This window comes from Sphingomonas sp. R-74633 (assembly GCF_013416555.1).
In the GTDB taxonomy this organism is placed as follows: Bacteria; Pseudomonadota; Alphaproteobacteria; order Sphingomonadales; family Sphingomonadaceae; genus Sphingomonas.
On the sequence record NZ_JACCFG010000005.1, the window covers coordinates 313626 to 335065 of the forward strand.

General features: G+C 66.3%; 13 protein-coding genes. 10 read left to right on the forward strand and 3 right to left on the reverse strand.

The genetic code is table 11. The features are described 5' to 3' along the window. The first annotated feature begins 22 nt into the window (after positions 1 to 22). The gene (locus tag HZY97_RS17595) at positions 23 to 1294 is read left to right on the forward strand and encodes an HD-GYP domain-containing protein (RefSeq protein WP_373684418.1); all 1272 of its coding nucleotides are present in this window, start codon (positions 23 to 25) and stop codon (positions 1292 to 1294) included. Here the strand turns inward: HZY97_RS17595 and purD are convergent. After that, entirely contained in the window at positions 1291 to 2553 is a 1263-nt protein-coding gene (gene purD / locus HZY97_RS17600; RefSeq protein WP_180146859.1) for a phosphoribosylamine--glycine ligase, read from the reverse strand. The genes HZY97_RS17595 and purD overlap by 4 nt on opposite strands. Between purD and xseA the strand changes: the two genes are divergently transcribed. The 4 genes from xseA to HZY97_RS17620 all read left to right on the forward strand — a co-directional run bounded on the left by xseA (position 2552) and on the right by HZY97_RS17620 (position 8393). Then, a complete protein-coding gene (xseA, locus tag HZY97_RS17605) occupies positions 2552 to 3928 on the forward strand; it encodes an exodeoxyribonuclease VII large subunit (protein WP_180146862.1) in 1377 nt (458 codons plus the stop codon). The two genes, purD and xseA, sit on opposite strands and share 2 nt — an antisense overlap. Before the next feature lie 25 nt (positions 3929 to 3953). Further along, positions 3954 to 4154 (forward strand): DUF2093 domain-containing protein, encoded by a 201-nt coding sequence (locus tag HZY97_RS17610; RefSeq protein WP_180146865.1) that lies wholly within the window; start codon positions 3954 to 3956, stop codon positions 4152 to 4154. Between the two features lie 13 nt (positions 4155 to 4167). Beyond that, positions 4168 to 5070, forward strand: a complete 903-nt coding sequence (locus HZY97_RS17615; protein ID WP_180146867.1) for a M23 family metallopeptidase — start codon at positions 4168 to 4170, stop codon at positions 5068 to 5070. 269 nt (positions 5071 to 5339) lie between these two features. Beyond that, complete coding sequence (locus tag HZY97_RS17620) at positions 5340 to 8393, forward strand: TonB-dependent receptor domain-containing protein (protein ID WP_180146870.1); 3054 nt, start codon at positions 5340 to 5342, stop codon at positions 8391 to 8393. A 113-nt stretch (positions 8394 to 8506) separates the two neighbouring features. Here HZY97_RS17620 and clpB read toward each other — a convergent pair whose 3' ends face one another. Further along, complete coding sequence (gene clpB / locus HZY97_RS17625) at positions 8507 to 11086, reverse strand: ATP-dependent chaperone ClpB (protein WP_180146873.1); 2580 nt, start codon at positions 11084 to 11086, stop codon at positions 8507 to 8509. A 265-nt stretch (positions 11087 to 11351) separates the two neighbouring features. Between clpB and HZY97_RS17630 the strand changes: the two genes are divergently transcribed. The 3 genes from HZY97_RS17630 to HZY97_RS17640 all read left to right on the forward strand — a co-directional run bounded on the left by HZY97_RS17630 (position 11352) and on the right by HZY97_RS17640 (position 16215). After that, positions 11352 to 13658: a TonB-dependent receptor gene (locus tag HZY97_RS17630; RefSeq protein WP_180146876.1), complete on the forward strand. Its 2307-nt coding sequence runs from the start codon at positions 11352 to 11354 to the stop codon at positions 13656 to 13658. Positions 13659 to 13795: 137 nt separating this feature from the next. Further along, positions 13796 to 14089, forward strand: a complete 294-nt coding sequence (locus HZY97_RS17635) for a biopolymer transporter ExbD (protein ID WP_180146879.1) — start codon at positions 13796 to 13798, stop codon at positions 14087 to 14089. Then, the gene (locus HZY97_RS17640) at positions 14089 to 16215 is read left to right on the forward strand and encodes a penicillin acylase family protein (RefSeq protein WP_180146882.1); all 2127 of its coding nucleotides are present in this window, start codon (positions 14089 to 14091) and stop codon (positions 16213 to 16215) included. Before HZY97_RS17635 ends, HZY97_RS17640 begins: the two co-directional genes overlap by 1 nt. On the opposite strand, the gene HZY97_RS17645 is transcribed toward HZY97_RS17640, so the two are convergent. After that, entirely contained in the window at positions 16212 to 17891 is a 1680-nt protein-coding gene (locus HZY97_RS17645) for a M20/M25/M40 family metallo-hydrolase (protein ID WP_180146885.1), read from the reverse strand. The genes HZY97_RS17640 and HZY97_RS17645 overlap by 4 nt on opposite strands. Before the next feature lie 127 nt (positions 17892 to 18018). Here HZY97_RS17645 and HZY97_RS17650 point away from each other — a divergent pair, with 127 nt between their 5' ends. Further along, on the forward strand, positions 18019 to 20883 hold the full coding sequence (locus HZY97_RS17650) for a pitrilysin family protein (protein ID WP_180146887.1): 2865 nt from the start codon (positions 18019 to 18021) through the stop codon (positions 20881 to 20883). A gap of 14 nt (positions 20884 to 20897) precedes the next feature. Continuing rightward, positions 20898 to 21197: a hypothetical protein gene (locus tag HZY97_RS17655; protein WP_180146891.1), complete on the forward strand. Its 300-nt coding sequence runs from the start codon at positions 20898 to 20900 to the stop codon at positions 21195 to 21197. The last annotated feature ends 243 nt before the right edge of the window (positions 21198 to 21440 follow it).

The following is a 21440-nucleotide window of genomic DNA, read 5'->3' on the forward strand; positions in this document are numbered from 1 at the left end:
CATTCCAGTTTACGCAATTTGCGTGAAAGCAGCGTCGCCGGACGCGAATTCCTCTAAAATACCCGGAGGATGTGAGAAGCCATTGCTGCAACGAATTGCCCCCAGCCAGGTAAAACTCGGAATGTTCATCCACGGCTTTGAGGGCTCGTGGATGACGCATCCCTTCTGGCGGTCGCGATTCCTGCTCGAACGTGCGGTGGATCTCGAGCAGCTGCGCGCGAGCGAAGTAGCCGTGGTGGTGATCGATCTGGCGCGCGGCATCGGCCCCGATGGCGCCGCGCCGGTACCGCCGCCAGCCGAGCCCTATGATCCGGCCTGGATCCAGGACCGTTCGCCCGAAGTGGTGAAGATCGAGCGCGACCAGGCCCGGCGGGCGATCGCGCATGCCCGCGACGTGACGCAGGAAATCTACGAGAATGCCGGGCGGGGTCTGCCGATCGACGCGCGCCTCGCGGCGCCGGTCGTGGCCGAGATCACCGACTGCGTCGCGCGCAACCCGGCGATGTTCCTCGACATGACCCGGCTCAAGTCGAAGGACGAATATACCTATCTCCACTCGGTCTCGGTCTGCGGGCTGATGGTCAATCTGTCGCGCGAGATCGGGCTTGAGGACGGGCAGGTCCGCGCAATGGGTCTCGCCGGGCTGCTCCACGATGTCGGCAAGATGGCGGTGCCTGCGGAGGTGCTCAACAAGCCGGGCCAGCTCAACGACTATGAGTTTGAGGTGATCAAGCAGCACCCCGAAAACGGGCATGTGATGCTGTACGGCGGCAATGGCGTGAACCAGGAAGCGCTCGACGTGGCGCTGATGCATCATGAGAAGATGGACGGCAGCGGCTATCCCTTCGGGCTGCAGGGCGAGGCGATCAGCCTGGCGGCGCGGATGGGGGCGATCTGCGACGTCTATGACGCGCTGACCTCCGACCGGGTCTACAAGGATCGCTGGACCCCGGTGAAGTCGGTCACCAAGATGCGCAGCTGGACCGGGCATTTCGACCCCAAGCTGCTCTTCGCCTTTTTCCGCAGTATCGGCGTGGCGCCCACCGGCAGCCTGTTGCGGCTGGCGTCGGGCCGCCTCGGCGTCGTGCTGCCCGAGGGCACGCAGGGCGCGCGCTCGAAGATCCGCGCCTTTTATTCCACCGAAACGCGCCGCCCGGTGCCGCTGGAGGACATCTTCCGCGGGCTGAGCGACCGGGCGCTCGGCGAGGAGGACCCAGCCGATTGGGGCTTCACCAATTGGGAAGCCACGGTCCGAACGCTGATGGAAGGGCGCTGGGCCGGGCGGGACGTCTAGCCTTCGCGCGCGATCTCGCGCCAGCCGATGTCGCGGCGGCAAAAGCCCGTCGGGAAATCGATCGCATCGACCGCCTTGTACGCCGCCGCCTGCGCTTCCTTCACGGTGTCGCCCAGCGCCGTCACGTTGAGCACGCGGCCGCCGCTGGAGACGAGCGTGTCGCCGTCCATGCGGGTGCCGGCGTGGAACACCTTGGCTCCAGTCGCCTCGGCCTTGTCGATCCCCGAAATCGCGCCGCCGGTCTCGGGCGTGCCGGGGTAGCCGTTGGCGGCCATTACCACGGTCAGCGCGGTCTTGTCGGCGAACACCGGCGCGGGCTGGCCGGCGAGCTCGCCCTTGGCCACGGCGAGCATCAACGCGAGCAGGTCGCCCTGGTAGCGCAGCATCAGCACCTGGCATTCGGGGTCGCCGAAGCGGGCATTATACTCGATCAGCTTGGGGCCGGTCGGCGTCAGCATCAGCCCGGCATAGAGCACGCCCGAATAGGGAGCGCCCATCCGCGCCAGCGCCTCGATCGTCGGGCGGACGATCTCGTCGATCGCCTGGGCTTCGAGCGCGGTGGTGAGCACCGGGGCGGGACTGTAGGCGCCCATGCCGCCGGTGTTCGGGCCGGTATCGCCGTCACCGACGCGCTTGTGATCCTGCGCCGATCCGAACGACACGAACGCCTCGCCATCGGTGAGCACGAACAGGCTGGCTTCCTCGCCCTCCAGGAATTCCTCGATCACCACGCTGGCGCCGGCGCCGGCGAAAATATCCTGCACCGCGCCTTCGGCTTCCTCATGGGTGAAGGCGACGGTGACGCCCTTGCCCGCGGCCAGGCCATCAGCCTTGATCACTACCGGCAGGCCGAAATCCTCGAGGCTGGCGAGCGCGCCGTCGCGGCTCTCGCAGCGGACATAGCCGGCGGTCGGGATCTTCTCGCGCGCGCACAGATCCTTGGTAAAGCCCTTCGAGCCCTCAAGCTGCGCGGGGAGCTTGTTCGGGCCGAACACGGCGATGCCCATGGTGCGCAGATTGTCGCCGAGACCCGCGACCAAAGGCGCCTCGGGTCCGACCACGACGAAGCCGATCGAATGGCGCAGGCAGAAATCGATCACCGCGCGGTGGTCGCCGATCGCGATGTCCACGATTTCGGCGTGCTCGGCTATTCCCGGATTGCCCGGCGCGGCGTAGAGCCGTTCGAGCAGCGGCGATTGTGCGAGCTTCCACGCCAGAGCATGTTCGCGGCCGCCCGAGCCGAGCAATAGGACATTCATGGACGACCCCTTCTTCGATACGCCAGGGCGGCTCGTAGCCGAGCCGGTGGCGGGCGACAACGCACCGGCGCTTTCGGTCAGCGAATTATCGCTTGCCCTGAAACGGATGGTCGAGGGCGAGTTCGGCCATGTTCGCCTCCGCGGCGAGATTTCGGGGTGGAAGCGCGCGGCTTCTGGCCATGCCTATCTGGCGCTCAAGGATGCCGATGCGGTGATCGACGGCGTGATCTGGCGGGGTGCCGCCAGCGCGATTCCGTTCGCACCCCAGGACGGCCTCGAAGTGATCGTCACCGGCAAGCTGACGACCTATCCGGGCCGCAGCAAATACCAGATCGTCATCGAGCGGATGGAGCTCGCCGGCGAAGGCGCGTTGATGGCGCTGTTCGAGAAATTGAAGGCCAAGCTGGCGGGCGAAGGCCTGTTCGACCGCGAGCGCAAGCAGGCGCTGCCGTACATGCCCAAGGTGATCGGCGTGGTGACGTCGCCCACCGGCGCGGTGATCCGTGACATCCTCCATCGGCTGGCGGATCGCTTCCCCAGCCATGTGCTGGTCTGGCCGGTCAAGGTGCAGGGCGACGGCGCCGCGCAGGAAGTGGCCAATGCGATCCGGGGGTTCGATGCGCTCGTCGAGGGCGGTTCGGTGCCGCGGCCCGACCTGCTGATCGTCGCGCGCGGCGGCGGCTCGATCGAGGACCTCTGGGCATTCAACGAAGAGGTGGTGGTGCGCGCCGTTGCCGCCTGCCGCATCCCGGTGATCTCCGCGGTCGGGCATGAGACCGACACGAGTCTCTGCGACTTCGCCGCCGATCTGCGCGCGCCGACGCCGACTGCGGCGGCCGAGATCGCAGTGCCGGTGCTCGCCGATGTGCGCCACACGATCGCGACGCTCGCGCATCGCACCGAGCGCTGCGCGCGCCGCTATCACGAGCGCGCCGGCGAGCGGCTGGCGGCTTTGGTGCGTGTGCTGCCGAAGCGCGACGCATTGCTCGGGCCGCAGCGCCAGAAGATGGACGATCTCGGCGCCCGGCTCGATCGTGCGCTCGAAAGACGGGTGACCGTCGCGCGCGGCGTGCTCGATCGCTCGGCGGGGGCGCTGCGCCCCGCGATGCTCGACCAGCGGCTTGCGGCGGCGCGGCAGAAGCTCGACGGGATCGGGCGGCATCTCGAGCTGGTCCATCCCAACCGCCCGCTCGAGAAGGGCTATGCCTGGGTCGAGGCGCGCGGCACGAAGAAGGTGGTCGGTACCGCCGATGCTGCGCGTGCTGCGGGTGCGGTGACGCTCCACTTCATCGACGGCGCCGTCGACGCCCGGGTTGAGCGGCCCGCCGGCAAATCCTATGATGCGCCCAAGCCCGAACAGCCCAGCCTGTTGTGAGAATGCACGTTTCGAGGATGCCGCCATGCTGATGTCGAACCCGGTCGCCCGCACGGCGCGCCTCCATTTCATGGCCAATGGCTTCCGCGTGCTGACGCCGGGCGATCATGTCGTCTGCGCGGTCAGCGGCGAGAAAATCCCGCTCGAATTGCTGCGCTACTGGAGCGTCGAGAAGCAGGAGCCCTATGCCTCCGCCGAACTGGCGATGCAGGCAATGCGCGGTTGATGGGGCGCATCTGATGGGACTCGCTGCCCGGCTTCCCGCCGCCATCCTCGGCTTCACTCTGCTTGGCAGCGCGCAGCTGCCCGCCGCCGCCCCGAGCGCGCCCGCGTCGGGGGAGGCTGCACCGATCCCCCGCGCGCCGAACATCGCCGGCCCCTTCACGCTGCAAGGCCAGCTGATCCAGGGCGGCGCGGTGATCGGCACCGCCCCCAAGGGCACCAGCCTGCTCACGCTCGACGGCGAATCAGTGCCGCTCACCTCGGACCGCAAGTTCCTGATCGCCTTCGACCGCGACCATGGCCTTGGCGCAACACTGGTGGCGACTTTGGGTGACGGGTCGCAGCAAAAACAGGCGCTGGCGATCGCGCCGCGTGCCTGGGATATTTCCCGCCTCGACACACTGCCGAAATATCCGGTGCCGCGCCCCGAGTTCGACCGGGTCCGTCCGGCCGAGCTTGCCCAGATCAATGCTGCGCGAAAGCTGCAGGCCGATGCGCAGGGCTGGCGCCAGATGCCGTTCTTCTGGCCGGTGGTCGGCCGCATCTCGACGCTGTTCGGATCGCAGCGAATCTACCGGGGCGAGCCGGGATCCTATCACTCGGGAATCGACATCGCCCGACCCACGGGCACGGTGGTGCTCGCGCCGGCGGACGGCGTGGTGATCCTGGCGGCAGCCAAGCCCTTCACATTGGAGGGGAATTTGCTGATGGTCGACCATGGCATGGGGCTCAACAGTGCCTTCATGCATCTGTCGCGGATCGACGTGAAGCTCGGTGAGCATGTGCGCCGCGGCCAGCCGATCGGCGCAGTGGGGATGACGGGGCGCGCCACGGGCCCGCATTTGCACTGGAGTCTGAAGTGGCGCGAGGCGCGGATCGATCCGCTGCTCGTAGCGGGGTCAATGCCCGTTACGGATTGAGGCGCGAATGTGTCGCGCTGCAACATAAAGAAACAGGAATCGACGCAAACGCGCAATATTACACGCGTCGTTGTGGCATTTTAGCTACAGTGCGGTTGAAAGCGCGCGCAGCATGGTGCTGCGCAGTTTACAGGTCGGGGGTGGCCATTCACGATCCGTTCAAGCTCCACCATCCCGACACGTGAGTTGCACACGAATGGATGGAGGAGCGGGGAGACAACCCGGCAGCCGAGCGCCTGCGGAGCGGCCGGACATACAGAGGGATCACCATGAAGAACACGCAGATCACCCTGCGCGGTAGCACGGCGCTGTTTGCGCTCGTGCTCGCGGGCGGTATGGCGGCAACGCCTGCCTTCGCCCAGACCACGCCGACTCCGTCGACGACGGTTCCGGCCACCACCACCACCCAGGACACCAGCCAGGACGAAGGCACGATCGTCGTCACCGGCTCGATGTTCCAGAGCGCCGCCGGCGCAGCGACCCCGTCGCCCGTCACCGTCGTCACTGCCGAGAACCTCGACAAGCGCGGTATCTCGACGGTGCAGGACGCGATCCAGCAGCTCGCTTCGAACAACGGCCCGGCACTGACCAACAGCTTCTCGGCCAACGGCGCATTCGCAGCCGGCGCATCGGCCGTGTCGCTGCGCGGCCTGTCGACCAACTCGACGCTGGTGCTGTTCGACGGCCTGCGCGCCGCCTACTACCCGCTCGCCGACGACGGTTCGCGTAACTTCGTCGACCTCAACACCATTCCTGACGACATCATCGAGCGCATCGAAGTGCTGCGCGACGGCGCATCGTCGACCTACGGCGCAGACGCGATCGCGGGCGTGGTCAACATCATCACCAAGAAGGAAGTGAAGGGCTTCAACGCACGCGCTGAAGCAGGCATTTCCGATCGCGGCGATGCTCCGAGCTATCGCCTGACGGCCTCGGCCGGCACCGGCGACCTCGATGAGGACGGCTTCAACGCCTATATCTCGGGCTTCTACTACAAGTCCGAAGCGCTGATGAACAAGGATCGTCCGTATCCGTACAACTCGGACGACGCGACCGGCATCTGCTTCGAAGGCCATTGCGGCGGCACCACCGTCCGTAACGCGATCAACCCGGCGACCGGCGTTGTTGCGCTGACCACCGGTGCGAACTTCATGGTTCGTCCGTACGACATCACCAACACCACCACGGCTGCCGGCAGCCGCTATCAGAACCTCAGCGGTTGCGGCATCGGCACCTCGGTCAACCTGACCCCGGCGCAGATGTCGGCGACGTCGCCGAGCACGGTCTGTCAGTATGACGCGACCAACCTCTGGGGCACGATCACGCCGAACATCGAGCGTTTCGGTGCTTCGGGCCGCGTGACCGCCCGCCTGGGTGACACGATCGAGGCATATGCCGAGATCAACTTCATGCAGAGCAACGTCGACTATAACGGCTTCCCGGCTACCATTTCGGGCACCGCGCCGACGGGCATCTTCTTCCCGACCTTCTCGACCAGTGTGAACACCGTTCCGCCGCGTGCGGCCGGCTCGGGCATCCTGGCGCTGCCGAACTGGGTCTGCCCGCGCGCCAACGGCGTCTCGGCGACGATGGTCAACGGCGTCCCGACGGTTCCGGGCTGCGGCGCTGCCAATGGCGTGCTGAACCCGAACAATCCGTTCGCTTCGGCAACGACCCCGATGGTCGCCCGCCTGATCGGCATGGACACGGGTGAAGTCACCTACAACGCGACGCGCAACCGTGCGTATCGCGGTGCGATCGGCGTCACCGGCAACCTGACCGACAAGATCACGTTCAACGTCGGCGCAACGGCGATGCACACCGATCTGCGTCGTACGCAGGACGGCTATGTCTACATCCAGCACCTGCTCGATGTGATCGCGGACGGCACCTACAACTTCCGCAACCCGGCGGCGACGCCGCAGTCGGTCCGTGACTATCTGACCCCGGTCAACGTCACGAACTCGAGCTCGGATCAGTATCAGCTGCAGGCAAGCCTCAGCGCGAGCCTGATGGACCTGCCGGGTGGCCCGCTGCAGTTCGGCTTCGGTGGCTCGATCCGTTATGAAGGTGTGGACGCTCCCAGCGGCAACACCGACATCAACGGCCCGACCCAGCGCTACTTCACGCTGAACGCCTTCGGCACCAGCGGCAATCGTACCATCTCCTCGGCCTTCGCCGAGCTCGATGCGCCGATCACCGACTGGATCGGCCTGAACGCCTCGGGTCGTTATGACCGCTACTCGAGCGGCCAGGACGCCTTCTCGCCGAAGGTTGGCGTGAAGGTTACGCCGATCAAGCAGATCGTGCTCCGCGGCACCTACTCGAAGGGCTTCCGTATCCCGTCGTTCGGCGAGGCGAACGCCCTGCCGACCACCGGCTACGTCACGCCTTCGTCGAGCGCCTTCACGGACGCCTATCTGGCCCAGTACGGCGCGACCTGCACCGTCGCGAACTTCACGGCCTGCCCGGCCTATGTGAAGCAGAGCTACGGTCTGACCACGCTGGCGAGCCCGAACCTGAAGCCTGAAAAGTCGCGCAGCTTCACCGCTGGTGCGATCTTCGAGCCGATGCGCGGCGTTTCGTTCACCGTCGACTACTACAACATCGAGAAGACCGGGGCGATCACCTCGCCGGATACCGGTTCGGCGCTGCAGGCATATTATGCCGGCACGGCGATCGATCCGACCATCACGGTGATCCCGGATGCGCCGGACGTGAACAACCCGACGGCCAAGCCGCGCGTGGCGTTCATCCAGTCGACGCTGATCAACGCCGACACGATCAAGTCGGAAGGCCTGGACTTCACCGCGACTGCGGACGTCAAGGTTACCGACGGCTTCCGTGTCTCGACCTCGCTCGAAGCCAGCTACATCCTGAAGCTGTCGACGATCGTGAACGGTGTTGAGCAGCGCTATGACGGCACGCTCGGCAACTTCAACCTGACGTCGGGCAACGGCACGCAGAAGTGGCATGGCAGCTGGCTGACCACGCTCGACTTCGGCAGCCTGCAGCTCAACGGCACGGTCAACTACTTCGGCGGGTACAACCTGTCGGCGACCGACCAGGGTGATAACTACAAGGATTGCGGATCGAGCCTCGGCATCACGCCGTGCGACGTCAGCGATTACATCACCTTCGACATGAGCGTTCGGTACAAGGTCAACGACCAGTTCACGATCTACGGCATCATGAACAACGTCTTCGATCGTCTGCCTCCGATCGATCCGGTCACCTACGGTGCAAACAACTACAACGCCGTTCAGGGCGGCAACGGCATTCTCGGCCGTTACCTGAAGGCCGGTGTGAAGGTCGGCTTCTAAGCCTTCCCGACTGCCAAAAAATGGGGGCGGCTCCTTCGGGAGCCGCCCCTTTCTTTTTGCCCGGAGTTTGGCGGAGCGCTGGGCTCGCCGGGCTTTCGCCCGGGACGCGGGCCTCAGCCGACCGAAAGCGCCAGCGCGCCGTCGCCCTCGTCCACCTTCACCGTCGATCCGTCCTTCACGTCGCCGCGCAGGATCATGTCGGCCAACGGATCCTGGAGGTAGCGCTGCACGGCCCTTTTCAGGGGGCGCGCGCCATAGACCGGGTCATAGCCCACCCGGCCCAGCCAGGCGCGCGCGGCATCGGTGAGGTCGAGCGTGATCTTGCGATCCTTGAGCAGCTTGCCCACCCGGCCGACCTGGATGTCGACGATCGGCGCCATATGCTCGGCGGCGAGCCGGTGGAACAGGATGATCTCGTCCAGCCGGTTGAGGAATTCGGGGCGGAAATGCCCGCGCACGATCTCCATAACCTGCGGCTCGACGCTCTCGACCGACTGCCCCTCGCCCAGATTGGTGAGGAACTGCGAGCCTAGATTCGACGTCAGGATCACGATCGTGTTCGAGAAATCGACCGTGCGGCCCTGGCCATCGGTCAGGCGGCCATCGTCGAGCACTTGGAGCAACACGTTGAACACATCGCCATGCGCCTTCTCGACTTCGTCGAACAGTACGACCTGATAGGGACGTCGGCGAACCGCCTCGGTCAGCACGCCGCCTTCCTCATAACCGACATAGCCGGGAGGGGCGCCGATCAACCGCGCGACCGCGTGCTTCTCCATGAACTCGCTCATGTCGATGCGCACCATCGCGTTGGGATCGTCGAACAGGAACTCGGCGAGCGCCTTGGTCAGCTCGGTCTTGCCGACGCCCGTCGGGCCGAGGAACAGGAAGCTGCCCAGCGGCCGGTTCGGATCCTGCAGCCCGGCGCGCGAACGGCGCACCGCGGTCGATACCGCCTTCACCGCATCGGCCTGGCCGATCACCCGCTTGGCGAGCTGCTCTTCCATCGCGAGCAGCTTCTCGCGCTCGCCTTCCATCATCTTGTCGACCGGAATGCCCGTCCAGCGCGCAACCACTGCGGCGATGTCCTCGGCGGTTACTTCCTCGCGCAGCATCGCGCCCTTGGTAGTGGCCTGCGCCTCCTCCAATTGCTTGGTCAGCGCCGGGATCGTGCCGTAGCTGAGCTCGCTCATCTTGCCGAGATCGCCGGCGCGCTGCGCCTGTTCGAGCTCGGTCTTGGCGGCTTCGAGCTGCTCCTTGATCCGCGATTCGGAGTTGATCTTTTCCTTCTCCGCCTGCCAGCGCCCGGTCAGCTCGGCCGATTGCTGCTCGAGATTGGCGAGGTCGCTTTCCAGCGTCTCGAGCCGGTCGCGCGACGCGTCGTCGGTCTCCTTGCGCAGCGCCTCGCGCTCGATCTTGAGCTGGATGATGCGCCGGTCGAGCGTCTCGATCTCCTCGGGCTTGGACTCGACTTCCATGCGGATGCGCGAGGCTGCTTCGTCCATCAGGTCGATCGCCTTGTCGGGCAGGAAACGGTCGGTGATGTAGCGGTTGGAGAGCGTCGCGGCGCTGACCAGAGCAGCATCGGTGATGCGCACGCCGTGGTGCAGCTCGTACTTCTCCTTCAATCCGCGCAGGATCGAGATCGTGTCCTCGACCGTCGGCTCGCCGACGAACACCGGCTGGAAGCGCCGCTGGAGAGCCGCGTCCTTCTCGACATATTTGCGATACTCGTCGAGCGTGGTGGCGCCGATGCAGTGCAGCTCGCCGCGCGCGAGCGCGGGCTTGAGCAGATTGCCTGCGTCCATCGCGCCCTCGGTCTTCCCCGCGCCGATCAGCTGGTGCATCTCGTCGATGAACAGGATGATGTCGCCTTCGCCGGCCTTCACTTCGTCGAGCACGCCCTTGAGGCGCTCCTCGAACTCGCCGCGATACTTCGCGCCCGCGATCAGCGAGCCCATGTCGAGCGACATCAGCGTGCGATTCTTGAGGCCGTCGGGCACGTCGCCATTGACGATGCGCAGCGCGAGCCCTTCGGCGATCGCGGTCTTGCCGACACCCGGCTCGCCGATCAGCACCGGATTGTTCTTGGTGCGCCGTGCCAGGATCTGGATCGTGCGGCGGATCTCCTCGTCACGGCCGATGACGGGGTCGAGCTTGCCCGAACGTGCCGCCTCGGTCAGGTCGCGCGCGAACTTCTTGAGCGCGTCATAGCGGTCCTCGGCGCCGGCGGTATCGGCGGTGCGCCCGCCGCGCAGCTGGTTGATCGCCGCATTGAGCGCCTCGGGCTTCGCGCCCGCCGCCTGCAATGCCTTGCCTGCCGCGGTGTTCAGCGACAGCGCGAGCGCGACGAGCAGCCGTTCGACAGTGACGAAGCTGTCGCCCGCCTTCTGGGCGATCTGCTCGGCCTGGTCGAGCACGCGGACAATGTCATTGTCGAGCCCCGGCGTCTGCTGCGCGCCGCCGCCCGAGACGGCCGGAATCTTCGACAGCGCGAGGTCGGTTTCGGAGAGCGCGCGCTTGGCATCGCCGCCCGCGGCGTTGATCAGCCCGCTCGCCATGCCCTGTTCGTCCTCGAGCAAAGCCTTCAGCAGATGCTCGGGCGCAATGCGCTGGTGGCTCATCCGGATTGCGACGGTCTGCGCCGACTGGAGGAAGCCCTTGGCGCGGTCAGTGAATTTCTCGAGGTTCATGCTCGTCCCTGTTCAATCAGCCCGCGAGATAGTGTTGCAATAAAGCAACACAAGGGGCGCTCGCTACATCCCGCCCATCATGTAGTGACCATGGGCCATCCGCCAAGCCACGGCGCACGCTGGGCTTTGTTGCCTGTCCGAAACATGTAACGCGGCCGACGCGCAAATGACATCGCGGCTACCCGATGCTGCAACGCACAATGCCTAGCCCTCCGCCCGCCGGGGCATTGGGGCCTCGTGCGAATATCCCAGGGAAACATCGCCCATGCGTAAGGCTGCAATCTGGCTGCTGGCCGGCACTTCGATTCTGACGAGCGGCACCGCTTTTGCGCAGGACGCGCAGACCGTCACGCCTGTCTCCGCCGACGACGACAGCGGCAGCGAAGGCCAGATCGTGGTGATCGGCCGCGGCGAAACCCGCCAGGTCCAGCAGCTCTCCGCCAGCGACATCGCCGAGCTCGCCGCGGGCACCAGCCCGCTGAAGGCGATCGAGAAGCTGCCGAGCGTCAACTTCACCGCCGCCGATCCGTTCGGCGCCTATGAATGGGCCGAGCGCGTTTCGATCCGCAGCTTCAACCAGAACCAGCTCGGCTTCACGCTTGACGGCATCCCGCTCGGCGACGCCAGCTATGGCAACGTCAACGGGCTCCATATCAGCCGCGCGATCACATCCGAGAATGTCGGCGAAGTCCGCGTCTCGCAGGGCGCCGGCGCGATCGGCAGCCAGGCGACCAACAACCTTGGCGGCACGCTCGAATTCTTCTCGCGCGATCCTTCGGACCAGTTCGGCGTCCATGCCGAGGGCACTTATGGCAGCGAGAACACCAAGCGAATCTTCGGCCGCATCGAGACCGGCGACATCGGCGGCGGCGTGAAGGCCTATGCCTCCTACGTCTATTCGGATCTCGACAAGTGGAAGGGCTGGGGCTCGCAGCGCACCAACCAGGCGAACGGCAAGTTCGTCGCGCCGGTGGCCGAGGGCGTCCGCCTGGTCGGCACGCTCAGCTACTCCGATCGCCGCGAGAACGACTATCAGGACCTCTCGCTCGGCATGATCAACCGGCTGGGTTATGACTGGGACAATATCTCGAACGACTATGCGCTCGCGGTGCGCATCGCCGACATCGCCAACAACCGCGGCGACACCGGCGCTCCGGTGTCGAACGCAGCCGCCGGCACCGTCTATCCCGCGCCGATCGCGACGGTGGACGATGCCTATTATGACGCCGCGGGCCTGCGCCGCGACTGGCTGGGCGCGTTCGGCGTCGAGGGCGAGACCGGCGGGCTGAACTTCGCGCTCAAGGGCTATTACCACAACAACCACGGCCAGGGCCTGTGGTACACGCCGTACGTGCCGAGCCCGGGCGCCGGCGCCTCGCCGATCTCGATCCGCACCACCGAATATGACATCGACCGCAAGGGCGTTTTCGGCCACACCGGCGGCCAGTTCGGCGAGCATAACGACGTCACTGTCGGCTTCTGGTACGAGAACAACCAGTTCCAGCAGGCCCGCCGTTTCTACGCCCTGTCGAGCCGCACCGCGCCGGATCGCGACAGCCTCGACTTCCAGTCGAACCCCTTCGCCACCCAGTGGGACTTCGACTACACCACCGACACCTTCCAATATTACGTCCAGGACAAGCTGACCTTCGGCGACCTGACGCTGAATCTCGGCTGGAAGGGCTTCAAGGTGAAGAACCAGGCCGATCCGAACACCGCCGGCGGCCTCGCCTCGGGCGAGATCGACGTGACCGACTGGTTCCAGCCGACCGCGGGCTTCAACTTCCGCATCGGCGGCGGTGCCGAGCTGTTCGGCGGCTTCAGCCAAGTGACGCGCGCCTTCGTCGCCTCGGCCACGACCGGCCCGTTCGCCACCACCCAGGCGGGCTTCAACGCGCTGCTCTCGGGCGCGACCAAGCTCAAGCCCGAACAGTCGGATACCTGGGAACTTGGCGGCCGCGTCCGCTCGGGGCCGTTCACCGGCTCGCTGGCGGGCTATTATGTCAACTTCCGCAACCGCCTGCTCGGCGTGACCACGGGCGCCGGCATCGTCGGCAACCCGGTGACGCTGCAGAATGTCGGCGGCGTCCGCGCGGTCGGCTTCGAGGCGACCGGCGACCTGCGCCTGGGCAGCGGCTTCGGCGTCTTCGCCTCGTACAGCTATAATGACTCGACCTACCGGGACGACGTCCGCAACGCCGCCGGCACGCTGCTCGCCGCGACCAAGGGGAAGACCGTGGTGGATGCGCCCAAGCATCTGCTCAAGGGCGAGCTGACCTATGACCATGCCGGCTTCAACGCGCGGCTGGGCGCCAACTATATGAGCAAGCGCTACTTCACCTACACCAACGACCAGTCGGTGAACGGCCGCGTGCTGGTCGACGCCACGCTCGGCTACAAGTTCGACCTGGGCGGCCACGGCCTGGAGATCCAGGCCAATGCGACCAACCTGTTCGACAAGAAGTATATCGCGACGATCGGCACCAACGGTTTCGGCAATGCCGGCGACAATCAGACGCTGATGGTCGGCGCGCCGCAGCAGTTCTTCGTGACGCTGAAGGCCGGGTTCTGAGGCTTTCTCCTTCCCACGGACAGCACCAGGGAAGGGACGGAAAGGCCGGGGCGCAAGCTCCGGCCTTTTTCGTTGCGGGGACGGGCGCGGCTGCTAGCCTCGTTCCAAAGGCACGACCGGTGCTCGGGGGGAGGGATATGCTGCTGGCTCTGCTCTTGGCGCAAACGAACCTGGCGTTGCCGGCCGAGGTCCATTTGACGATCCCGCCCCGGGGATGCCGGACATTGCTCGACGGCAAGGAAGTGCGGTTCGATCAGCTGCGCGACCGGCTGAAGCCTCTTGCCGATGCCGGCACGGAGATCCACTTCCAGCCCCATCCCAGGGCCGATTATGCTTGCGTCGACAAGGTGATCGGGGTGCTCGCGAAGCTGCCGGGCGCGAAGCTGGGCTTTGTCGGCAACGAACAATCTGATCGGCAGGAGGCGAAGTGATGCGCTGGCTCCGCCGTATCGGGCTCGGCGTCATCGCCCTGCTCGTCCTCGCCGCGATCTTCCTCGCAAGCTGGGAGCCGCTGACCGCCGGCCGCGCGACACCGCCGCCGGCCCACAGCTATGACGTCGAGATCGCCCGCGACACTTTCGGCGTGCCGCACATCTTCGGCACCACCGACGCCGATGTCGCGTACGGCATCGCCTGTGCGCATGCCGAGGATGATTTCTCGACGCTGCAGGAAGTCGTGGCGATGACGCGCGGCCGGCTCGGCGCGATGACCGGGGCGGACGGGGCGAAGACCGATTATGTCCTCCATCTGCTCGGCGCGCGCGAGACGGTGGACCGCGATTACGACAAGCAGCCGGCCGACGTCCGCGCGTTGCTCGACGGCTATGCCGCGGGCCTCAACCTTTATGCCGAGAAGCATCCCGGCGAAGTCCGCCTCGCGCGGCTGTTCCCGGTCGACGGCAAGGACATCGCCACCGGCTTCGTGCTGCGCTCGCCCTTCTTCTTCGGATTGGAAGGCGTGCTCGGCGCATTGTCGGGCGACAAGCCGCTGCCGCGCGAGAGCGCCGGCCCCGCGCCCGACGCGCCCGATGTCACCCCGCTCGGTTCGGAGCCTGGCCAGGCCGGGTCCAACGCCTTTGTCGTCGGCCCGCGCCGCGCGGCGGACGGCTTCACCCGGCTGGTCTCGAATTCGCACCAGCCGTGGCGCGGGGCCGCTGCCTGGTATGAGCTGGTCGTGCATTCGAAGCAGGGCTGGAACTTCGCCGGCGCAACCTTTCCCGGCGCGCCCTATCCGCTGCTCGGCCATAACGAGCATCTCGGCTGGACCAACACGGTCAACCGCCCCGACCTGATCGATGTCTACAAGCTGGTCACCGACGGCGATCGCTACCGGTTCGACGGCCAGTGGCGGCCGCTCGAGAAGAAGACCGTGTGGCTGCCGGTGAAGCTGTGGGGCCCGTTCGTGCTGCCGGTGCCCAAGACCGTGTGGCGCGCGGTGCAGGGGCCGGTGATCCGCAACAAGGGCGGCAGCTTCGCGCTGCGCTATGGCGGGGCCGACCAGCTCAGGATGGTCGAGGAATATTACCGGCTCACCCGTGCGCAGGATTTTGCCCAGTGGCAAAAGGCGCTGGCGATGCAGGGCGTGCCGGGCACCAACTTCCTCTATGCCGATGCCGCCGGCAACATCGCCCACTTCTACAATGCGAGCTTTCCCAACCGGAAGCCGGGCTATGATTATGCCGGCGTGCTGCCCGGCGACACGTCCAAGGACTTTGCCCCGGGCACGGTGCCGTGGAGCATGGTCCCGCGCAACGTGAACCCGAAATCAGGCTTCCTGATCAATGCCAACAACTCGCCCTATCAGGCCGCCGGCACCGGCTCGGAGATCCCGCTCCAGCCGGTTTTGCTCGGCGTTGAGACCGACACCACCAATCGCGGCACGCGTGCCTTGGAATTGATGGGCGCGAACCCGTCGATTAGCGCCGACGACCTGATGCGGATCAAGTACGACAGCGGCGTCGCGGCGGAGGGCTATCTGGGCGTCTGGTACAAGAAGCTGCTCGCGGTCGATCCTCGGGGCGATCCGCTATTGGGGAAGGCGCATGCGCTGCTCGCCCAGTGGGACTGGAATTTCGACGGCAAGGGGCCTGCCGATGCGCTGGCCTATTCGATCCTGCGCAACCCCAATCGCTGGCATTATGAGCGCAAGCCCGAGCCCGATCCGCGCACCGTGCTGATCGAGGCGGCGACTTATCTCCAGACGCATTTCGGCCGGCTCGATCTGCCGCTCGGCAACCTGATCCGCCTGCAACAGGGCAAGGTCGACCTGCCGCTCGACGGCGGCCCGGATTCGCTGCGCGCCGCGACCAATTATGACGAACTGCCCGACGGCCGCCTGGCCATCCGCCACGGCGACAGCTTCATCATGTTCATGGCCTGGGACAAGGCGGGCAAGGTGCGTTCGCAGTCGGTCCAGCCTTTCGGCGCGGCGACGACCCGGCCGGACTCGCCGCATTATACCGACCAGGCGCCGCTGTTCGTCGCGCACAAGCTCAAGCCGGTCTGGTTCGATCCGGCCGAGCTCAAGGCACATACCGAAAGGCGCTATCGGCCCTAGTTCTTCACCGCGGGCTGGACCTTGATCGTAAGCACCGAGGTGGGTGCCGCCGCCGGCGCACCCGCCGCCGGCGCACCCGCCGGGCGCGGCGCCTTGGGCGCGTCCTTGGCGAAGCGCATCCCGAAGCTGTTGCCTTCGTACCAGCGCGGCTCCTGGTCGGCATCGGCGATCTCGCGCGCGATCAGATAGTTGATCCTGGCGAACTTGGCCCCGGCCTGCCAGTCGAACGGCTGCTTCAGGTCGTCCGAGACCTTGTGGTAGTTGGTCTTCAGAAAGTCGCGAAACGCCTTCTCGCCGCCATTCTTGAAGCCGGTGACGAGGAAGATCGAGGGCACGCCCGCCTTGACGAAGCTGTAGTGATCCGAGCGCACGAACAGCTGCTCCTCGGGCATCGGATCGGGCGACAGCGTCACGCCCATCTTCGCTGCCGCGCGCTCGACAATCTGCCCGAGCGTCGAATGTTCGGCGCCGAACGCGACCACGTCCTGGAAGTCGTAGAGCAGGATCGGCATGTCGAGATTGACGTCGGCGACCACCTTGCCGCTGCCGACCACCGGATAGCGCGCCATGAATTCCGAGCCGATCAGCCCGTCCTCCTCGGCGGTCAGCGCGACGAACAGGATCGAGCGGCGCGGGCGCTTGCCGCTTTGCTTGAAGGCGCGCGCCGCCTCGAGCATCGTCGCCACGCCCGCGGCATTGTCCATTGCGCCGTTGAAGATCTTGTCGTCGCCTTCGATCCCGGGCTGGGTGCCCTCGTGATCGAGATGCGCGGAGATCACGACATATTCGCTCGCCAATTTCGGATCGGATCCGGGCAGGATGCCGATCACATTCTCGCTCTTCTTCACCGTGACGATACTGGTGCGTTCCAGCGTGACGCGCTGCTTGAGCGCAAAGCTGCCGGGCATCCCGCCGGGCTCGGCGATCTTGGCATAGACCTGCGCCGCGCTCATCGGCGCGCCCTTGAACAGCGCGTCTGCGGCGGCGCCCTTCACATAGGCGCCGATCTTGAGCCCGGGATTCTCGCCCTTGGGCGAGCCGTCGGGCGCCAGCCAGTTGGTCTGCGGCTGCTGGAAGTACATCACCGCCTGCGCCCAGGGGAAAGCGCCCTTCAGATTGTCGGGCGTCACCACATAGATCAGCCCGAGCGCGCCGTGCTTGCCGGCGATCATCGCCTTGTCGAGCTTGCCCGGGGTCACGCCCGGCGGCGGGGTGAGCGTGGCGACCACGAACTTGCCGGTCACGTCGAGCCCGGCATAATCCTCGTCGCGGCCATGGCCGACGAATACCGCATCAGCGGTGAGCGTCTGCGTGTCCTCGCCATAGCGCGGGCTCGGCGCGACCAGCAGATCCTCGCCCGCGGCGAACTTCTTCGTGCCCACTGCGAGTTGGGCGGGCTTGTCGGCATTGAGCACATATTCGGCGATGTTCACCGGCTGGTACCAGCCCTCAGTGCCGCCCGGCTTGAAGCCCATCGCATCGAAGCGGCTCGAGACATAGCGCGCGGCGATGTCGAAACCCTCGGTGCCATTGTCGCGCCCGCCGAGCAGGTCGTCGGCCAGGAACTCGACATGCGCGCGCACTTCGCCGGGGCTGAAAACCGGCTCGCTTTGCGCCCAGGCGCTCGCCGGCGACAGGCCGAGCGAAAGCGCGATCAAAAGCGAAGTGCGGCGCATGAAATCTCCCCGGAATGGCCCAGTTTTCCGCAGGCTAGAGCAAATGGAATGCCGCGCAACTGACTTGCGGAGGTCATACACTGCGTTATGCTCGTCGCATCACCGCATCTGTTGGGGAAACAGTTACATGAAATCGTTCCGGATGTTCTGCAGCGCGTCGGTCTGCGCGCTCGCGATCGGAGCCGCCGCGCCCGCCATGGCCCAGCAGGCGACCGCCGCAGCCACTGCGCCCGCCACCGAAGCAAAGCCGGTGCCCGTCGCCGAGCTCGTGAAGCGTGTCGACATCCCGTACGAGGCGTTCACGCTCAAGAATGGCCTGCGCGTGCTGATCCACACCGATCGCAAGGCGCCGATCGTCGCGGTCTCGACCTGGTATGACGTCGGCTCGAAGCATGAGCCCGCCGGCAAGACCGGCTTCGCGCATCTGTTCGAGCATCTGATGTTCAATGGCTCGGAAAACGCGCCCGGCGATTTCTTCGAGCCCCTGAAGCAGGTCGGCGCCACCGATTTCAACGGCACCACCAGCTTCGACCGCACCAATTATTTCGAGACCGTCCCGGGGCCCGCGCTCGAGCGCGCGCTGTTTCTCGAGAGCGACCGCATGGGCTATCTCACCGGCGCGATCACGCAGGACGTGCTCGATGAGCAGCGCGGCGTCGTCCAGAACGAGAAGCGCCAGGGCGACAACCAGCCTTACGGCCTGGTCTATTACAAGGTGCTCGAGGAGCTGCTCGGCAGCACGCCGTATGGCCATAACGTCATCGGCTCGATGGCCGATCTCGACGCCGCCAGCCTCGACGATGTGAAGGGCTGGTTCCGCTCGCATTACGGCCCGAACAACGCGATCCTCGTGCTCGCCGGCGATATCGACGCCAAGACCGCCAAGCCGCTGGTCGAGAAGTATTTCGGCGCGATCCCGGCCGGCCCGAAGAGCGTGCTGCCCAAGGTCGTCGTGCCGACGCTGCCCGCCGCCAAGACAGTGACGCTGAAGGACAGCGTCGCCGCCACGCTGATCCTGCGCAGCTGGGCAGTGCCCGGGCTGAACGACAAGGACGCGACTCCGCTGGCTGTCTTCGCCTCGGTGCTCGGCGGCCTTGCCAGCTCGCGGCTCGACAATGAGCTGGTCCGCAAGGACAAGACCGCGGTCCAGGTCTCGTCGAGCATCCAGTCGATGTCGCAGATCGGCATCTTCATGATCCAGGCGGTGGTGAAGCCCGGCACCGATCCGGCGATCGTCTCCAAGCAGCTCGACGACGTGCTGGCCGATCTGCTCAAGAACGGCCCGACCGCGGACGAAGTGATGCGCGTCGCCACCACCAATGTCTCGAACCGCATCTCCGGCCTCGAATCGGTCGGCGGCTTCGGCGGCAAGGCCGTCGCGCTGGCGTCGGGCGAGCTCTATTCGGGCGATCCGCTCCACTTCAAGAAGGAGCTGGAGGCGATGGCGAAGGTCACGCCGGCGGAAGTGAAGGCGGCGGCGAACAAATGGCTCAACCGCCCGGCGCTCACCGTGATGGTCGTTCCCGGCGCGCGCGAGAATTATCAGGAAGCGGCGCCCGTCGCCAAGCCGGCGGAAGGCCCCAAGGCCGAGCCGGTCAAGGGCACGCGCGGCGCGCTGCCCGCCGTCGCCCCGATCGGCGATCTCGTCTTCCCGGCGGTCGAGCGCACCAAGCTCTCGAACGGCATCGAGCTGGTCTATGCCAATCGCACCGCGGTGCCGGTCACCCAGGTGGTGATGAGCTTCGATGCCGGCGTCGCCGCCGATCCGGGCGACAAGCTCGGCACCCAGCGCCTGACGCTCGGCATGATGGACGAAGGCACCACGACGCTCGACTCGACCGCGCTTGCCGAAGCGCGTGAGCGGCTCGGCGCCAATATCGATTCGGGCAGCTCGTCCGACCGCACCTATCTGACCGTCGATGCGCCGAGCCCGAACCTGGCCGGCGCGCTCGATCTGTTCGCCGATGTGGTCGAGCGTCCAGCCTTCGCGCCTGCCGAGGTGGAGCGCGTGCGCGGCCAGATGCTCGCCGGCATCGCGCAGGAACTGACCAGCCCGCAGGGCCTGTCGGGCCGCATGGTCCCGCGCGTGCTCTACGGCGCGGGCAGCCCCTATGCGAAGCTCGGCGCGGGTGCCGGCGATCCGGCGGTGGTCAAGACGATCAGCCGCGACGACCTCGTCGCCTGGCACCACGCCTGGATCCGTCCGGACAAGGCCAAGATCTTCGTGGTCAGCGATCGTCCGCTCGGCGAAATCAAGGCCGCGCTCGAGGCGCGCTTCGGCGGCTGGAAGGGCGAGGGCGCCGCGGGCACCAAGAGCTTCACCGCATCGGCCCAGGCGATGACCCCGAAGATCATCCTGATCGATCGGCCCAATTCGCCCCAGTCGATGATCGTCGCCGCGCAGCTGACCGGCGTCGATCCCTATTCGGACACGCTGGCGCTGGCGACCGCCAACCAGGCGCTCGGCTCGGGCTTCCTCTCGCGGATCAACATGGATCTGCGCGAGGCCAAGCACTGGTCCTATGGTGCAGGTGGCGGCTTCTCCTTCCTGGAGCATGCGGTGCCCTACACGATCAGCGCCCCGGTCCAGGCCGACAAGACCGGCGAGTCGATCAAGGCGATCCAGCAGCAGGTGAAGGACTTCCTGACCACCAAGGGTGTCACGCCCGAGGAGATCACCCGTGAAGTCAACGGCTCGACTCGCGAACTGCCCGGCCGCTTCGAAACCTCGGATGCGGTGCTCAACGCGATGCAGCAGAACGACATCCGCCGCCGCCCGGACGATTATTTCAGCACGATCGCGCAAAAATATCGCGCGCTCACCGTGCCCCAGCTTGACGCTGCGGCACGCGCGGCTCTCGACCCGAACAAGTTCGTTTTCGTGGTCGTCGGCGATGCCGCGAAGGTCCGGCCGCAGCTTGACAGCCTCGGCCTGCCTGTTGAGGTGGTCCCCGCAGCTTCGCTGGCAAGCACCAAGCCCGCCGGCAACTAATCAGGAGAGATCTCATGGCGAATGTGGATGGCAGCTGGAACACGGTCGTGAAGTCGCCGCTGGGTGACCAGGCGGCAGTGTTCACCGTGACCAGCAACGGCGACACCTTCACCGGCACCTTCGCCGGCGCGATGGGCAATGCCGAGGCCAAGGACGGCAAGGTCAATGGCGACACGCTGACCTGGTCGATGGACGTCTCGGTTCCCATGCCGATGACGCTCACCGGCGAAGCCACGGTCGACGGCGACACGCTCACCGGCACCGTGACCGCGGGTGCGTTCGGCGCCTTCCCGCTCACCGGCACGCGCGCCTAACCGCACGCGGCCGCAAGGCACACGAAGCGCCCGTCTCGCTACCCAGCGGGGCGGGCGCTTTGCGTTTGGGAAAAGTGCGGAAGCGGGGCCGGACGGGGCTGTCCGATCCCCGCTTCCGCCAGATGCCGCGCCGGCGGGAACGGCGCGGCACCTCCAGGACCGGTTCGACGCGCGCACCAGAGCGGAGAAACCGGTCGCGGCCCTGAGGTCGCGAACCCGGTCTGGCAGTATGATCAGCAGCGC

Bases quoted from the DNA above. Each gene is read 5' to 3' on its own strand.
- xseA (WP_180146862.1), top strand. From the start codon at position 2,552: ATGGACGACCCCTTCTTCGATACGCCAGGGCGGCTCGTAGCCGAGCCG.
- HZY97_RS17655 (WP_180146891.1), top strand. From the start codon at position 20,898: ATGGCGAATGTGGATGGCAGCTGGAACACGGTCGTGAAGTCGCCGCTG.
- HZY97_RS17615 (WP_180146867.1), top strand. From the start codon at position 4,168: ATGGGACTCGCTGCCCGGCTTCCCGCCGCCATCCTCGGCTTCACTCTG.
- HZY97_RS17635 (WP_180146879.1), top strand. From the start codon at position 13,796: ATGCTGCTGGCTCTGCTCTTGGCGCAAACGAACCTGGCGTTGCCGGCC.
- HZY97_RS17650 (WP_180146887.1), top strand. From the start codon at position 18,019: ATGAAATCGTTCCGGATGTTCTGCAGCGCGTCGGTCTGCGCGCTCGCG.
- HZY97_RS17630 (WP_180146876.1), top strand. From the start codon at position 11,352: ATGCGTAAGGCTGCAATCTGGCTGCTGGCCGGCACTTCGATTCTGACG.
- HZY97_RS17645 (WP_180146885.1), bottom strand. From the start codon at position 17,891: ATGCGCCGCACTTCGCTTTTGATCGCGCTTTCGCTCGGCCTGTCGCCG.
- HZY97_RS17620 (WP_180146870.1), top strand. From the start codon at position 5,340: ATGAAGAACACGCAGATCACCCTGCGCGGTAGCACGGCGCTGTTTGCG.
- clpB (WP_180146873.1), bottom strand. From the start codon at position 11,086: ATGAACCTCGAGAAATTCACTGACCGCGCCAAGGGCTTCCTCCAGTCG.
- HZY97_RS17640 (WP_180146882.1), top strand. From the start codon at position 14,089: ATGCGCTGGCTCCGCCGTATCGGGCTCGGCGTCATCGCCCTGCTCGTC.
- purD (WP_180146859.1), bottom strand. From the start codon at position 2,553: ATGAATGTCCTATTGCTCGGCTCGGGCGGCCGCGAACATGCTCTGGCG.
- HZY97_RS17610 (WP_180146865.1), top strand. From the start codon at position 3,954: ATGCTGATGTCGAACCCGGTCGCCCGCACGGCGCGCCTCCATTTCATG.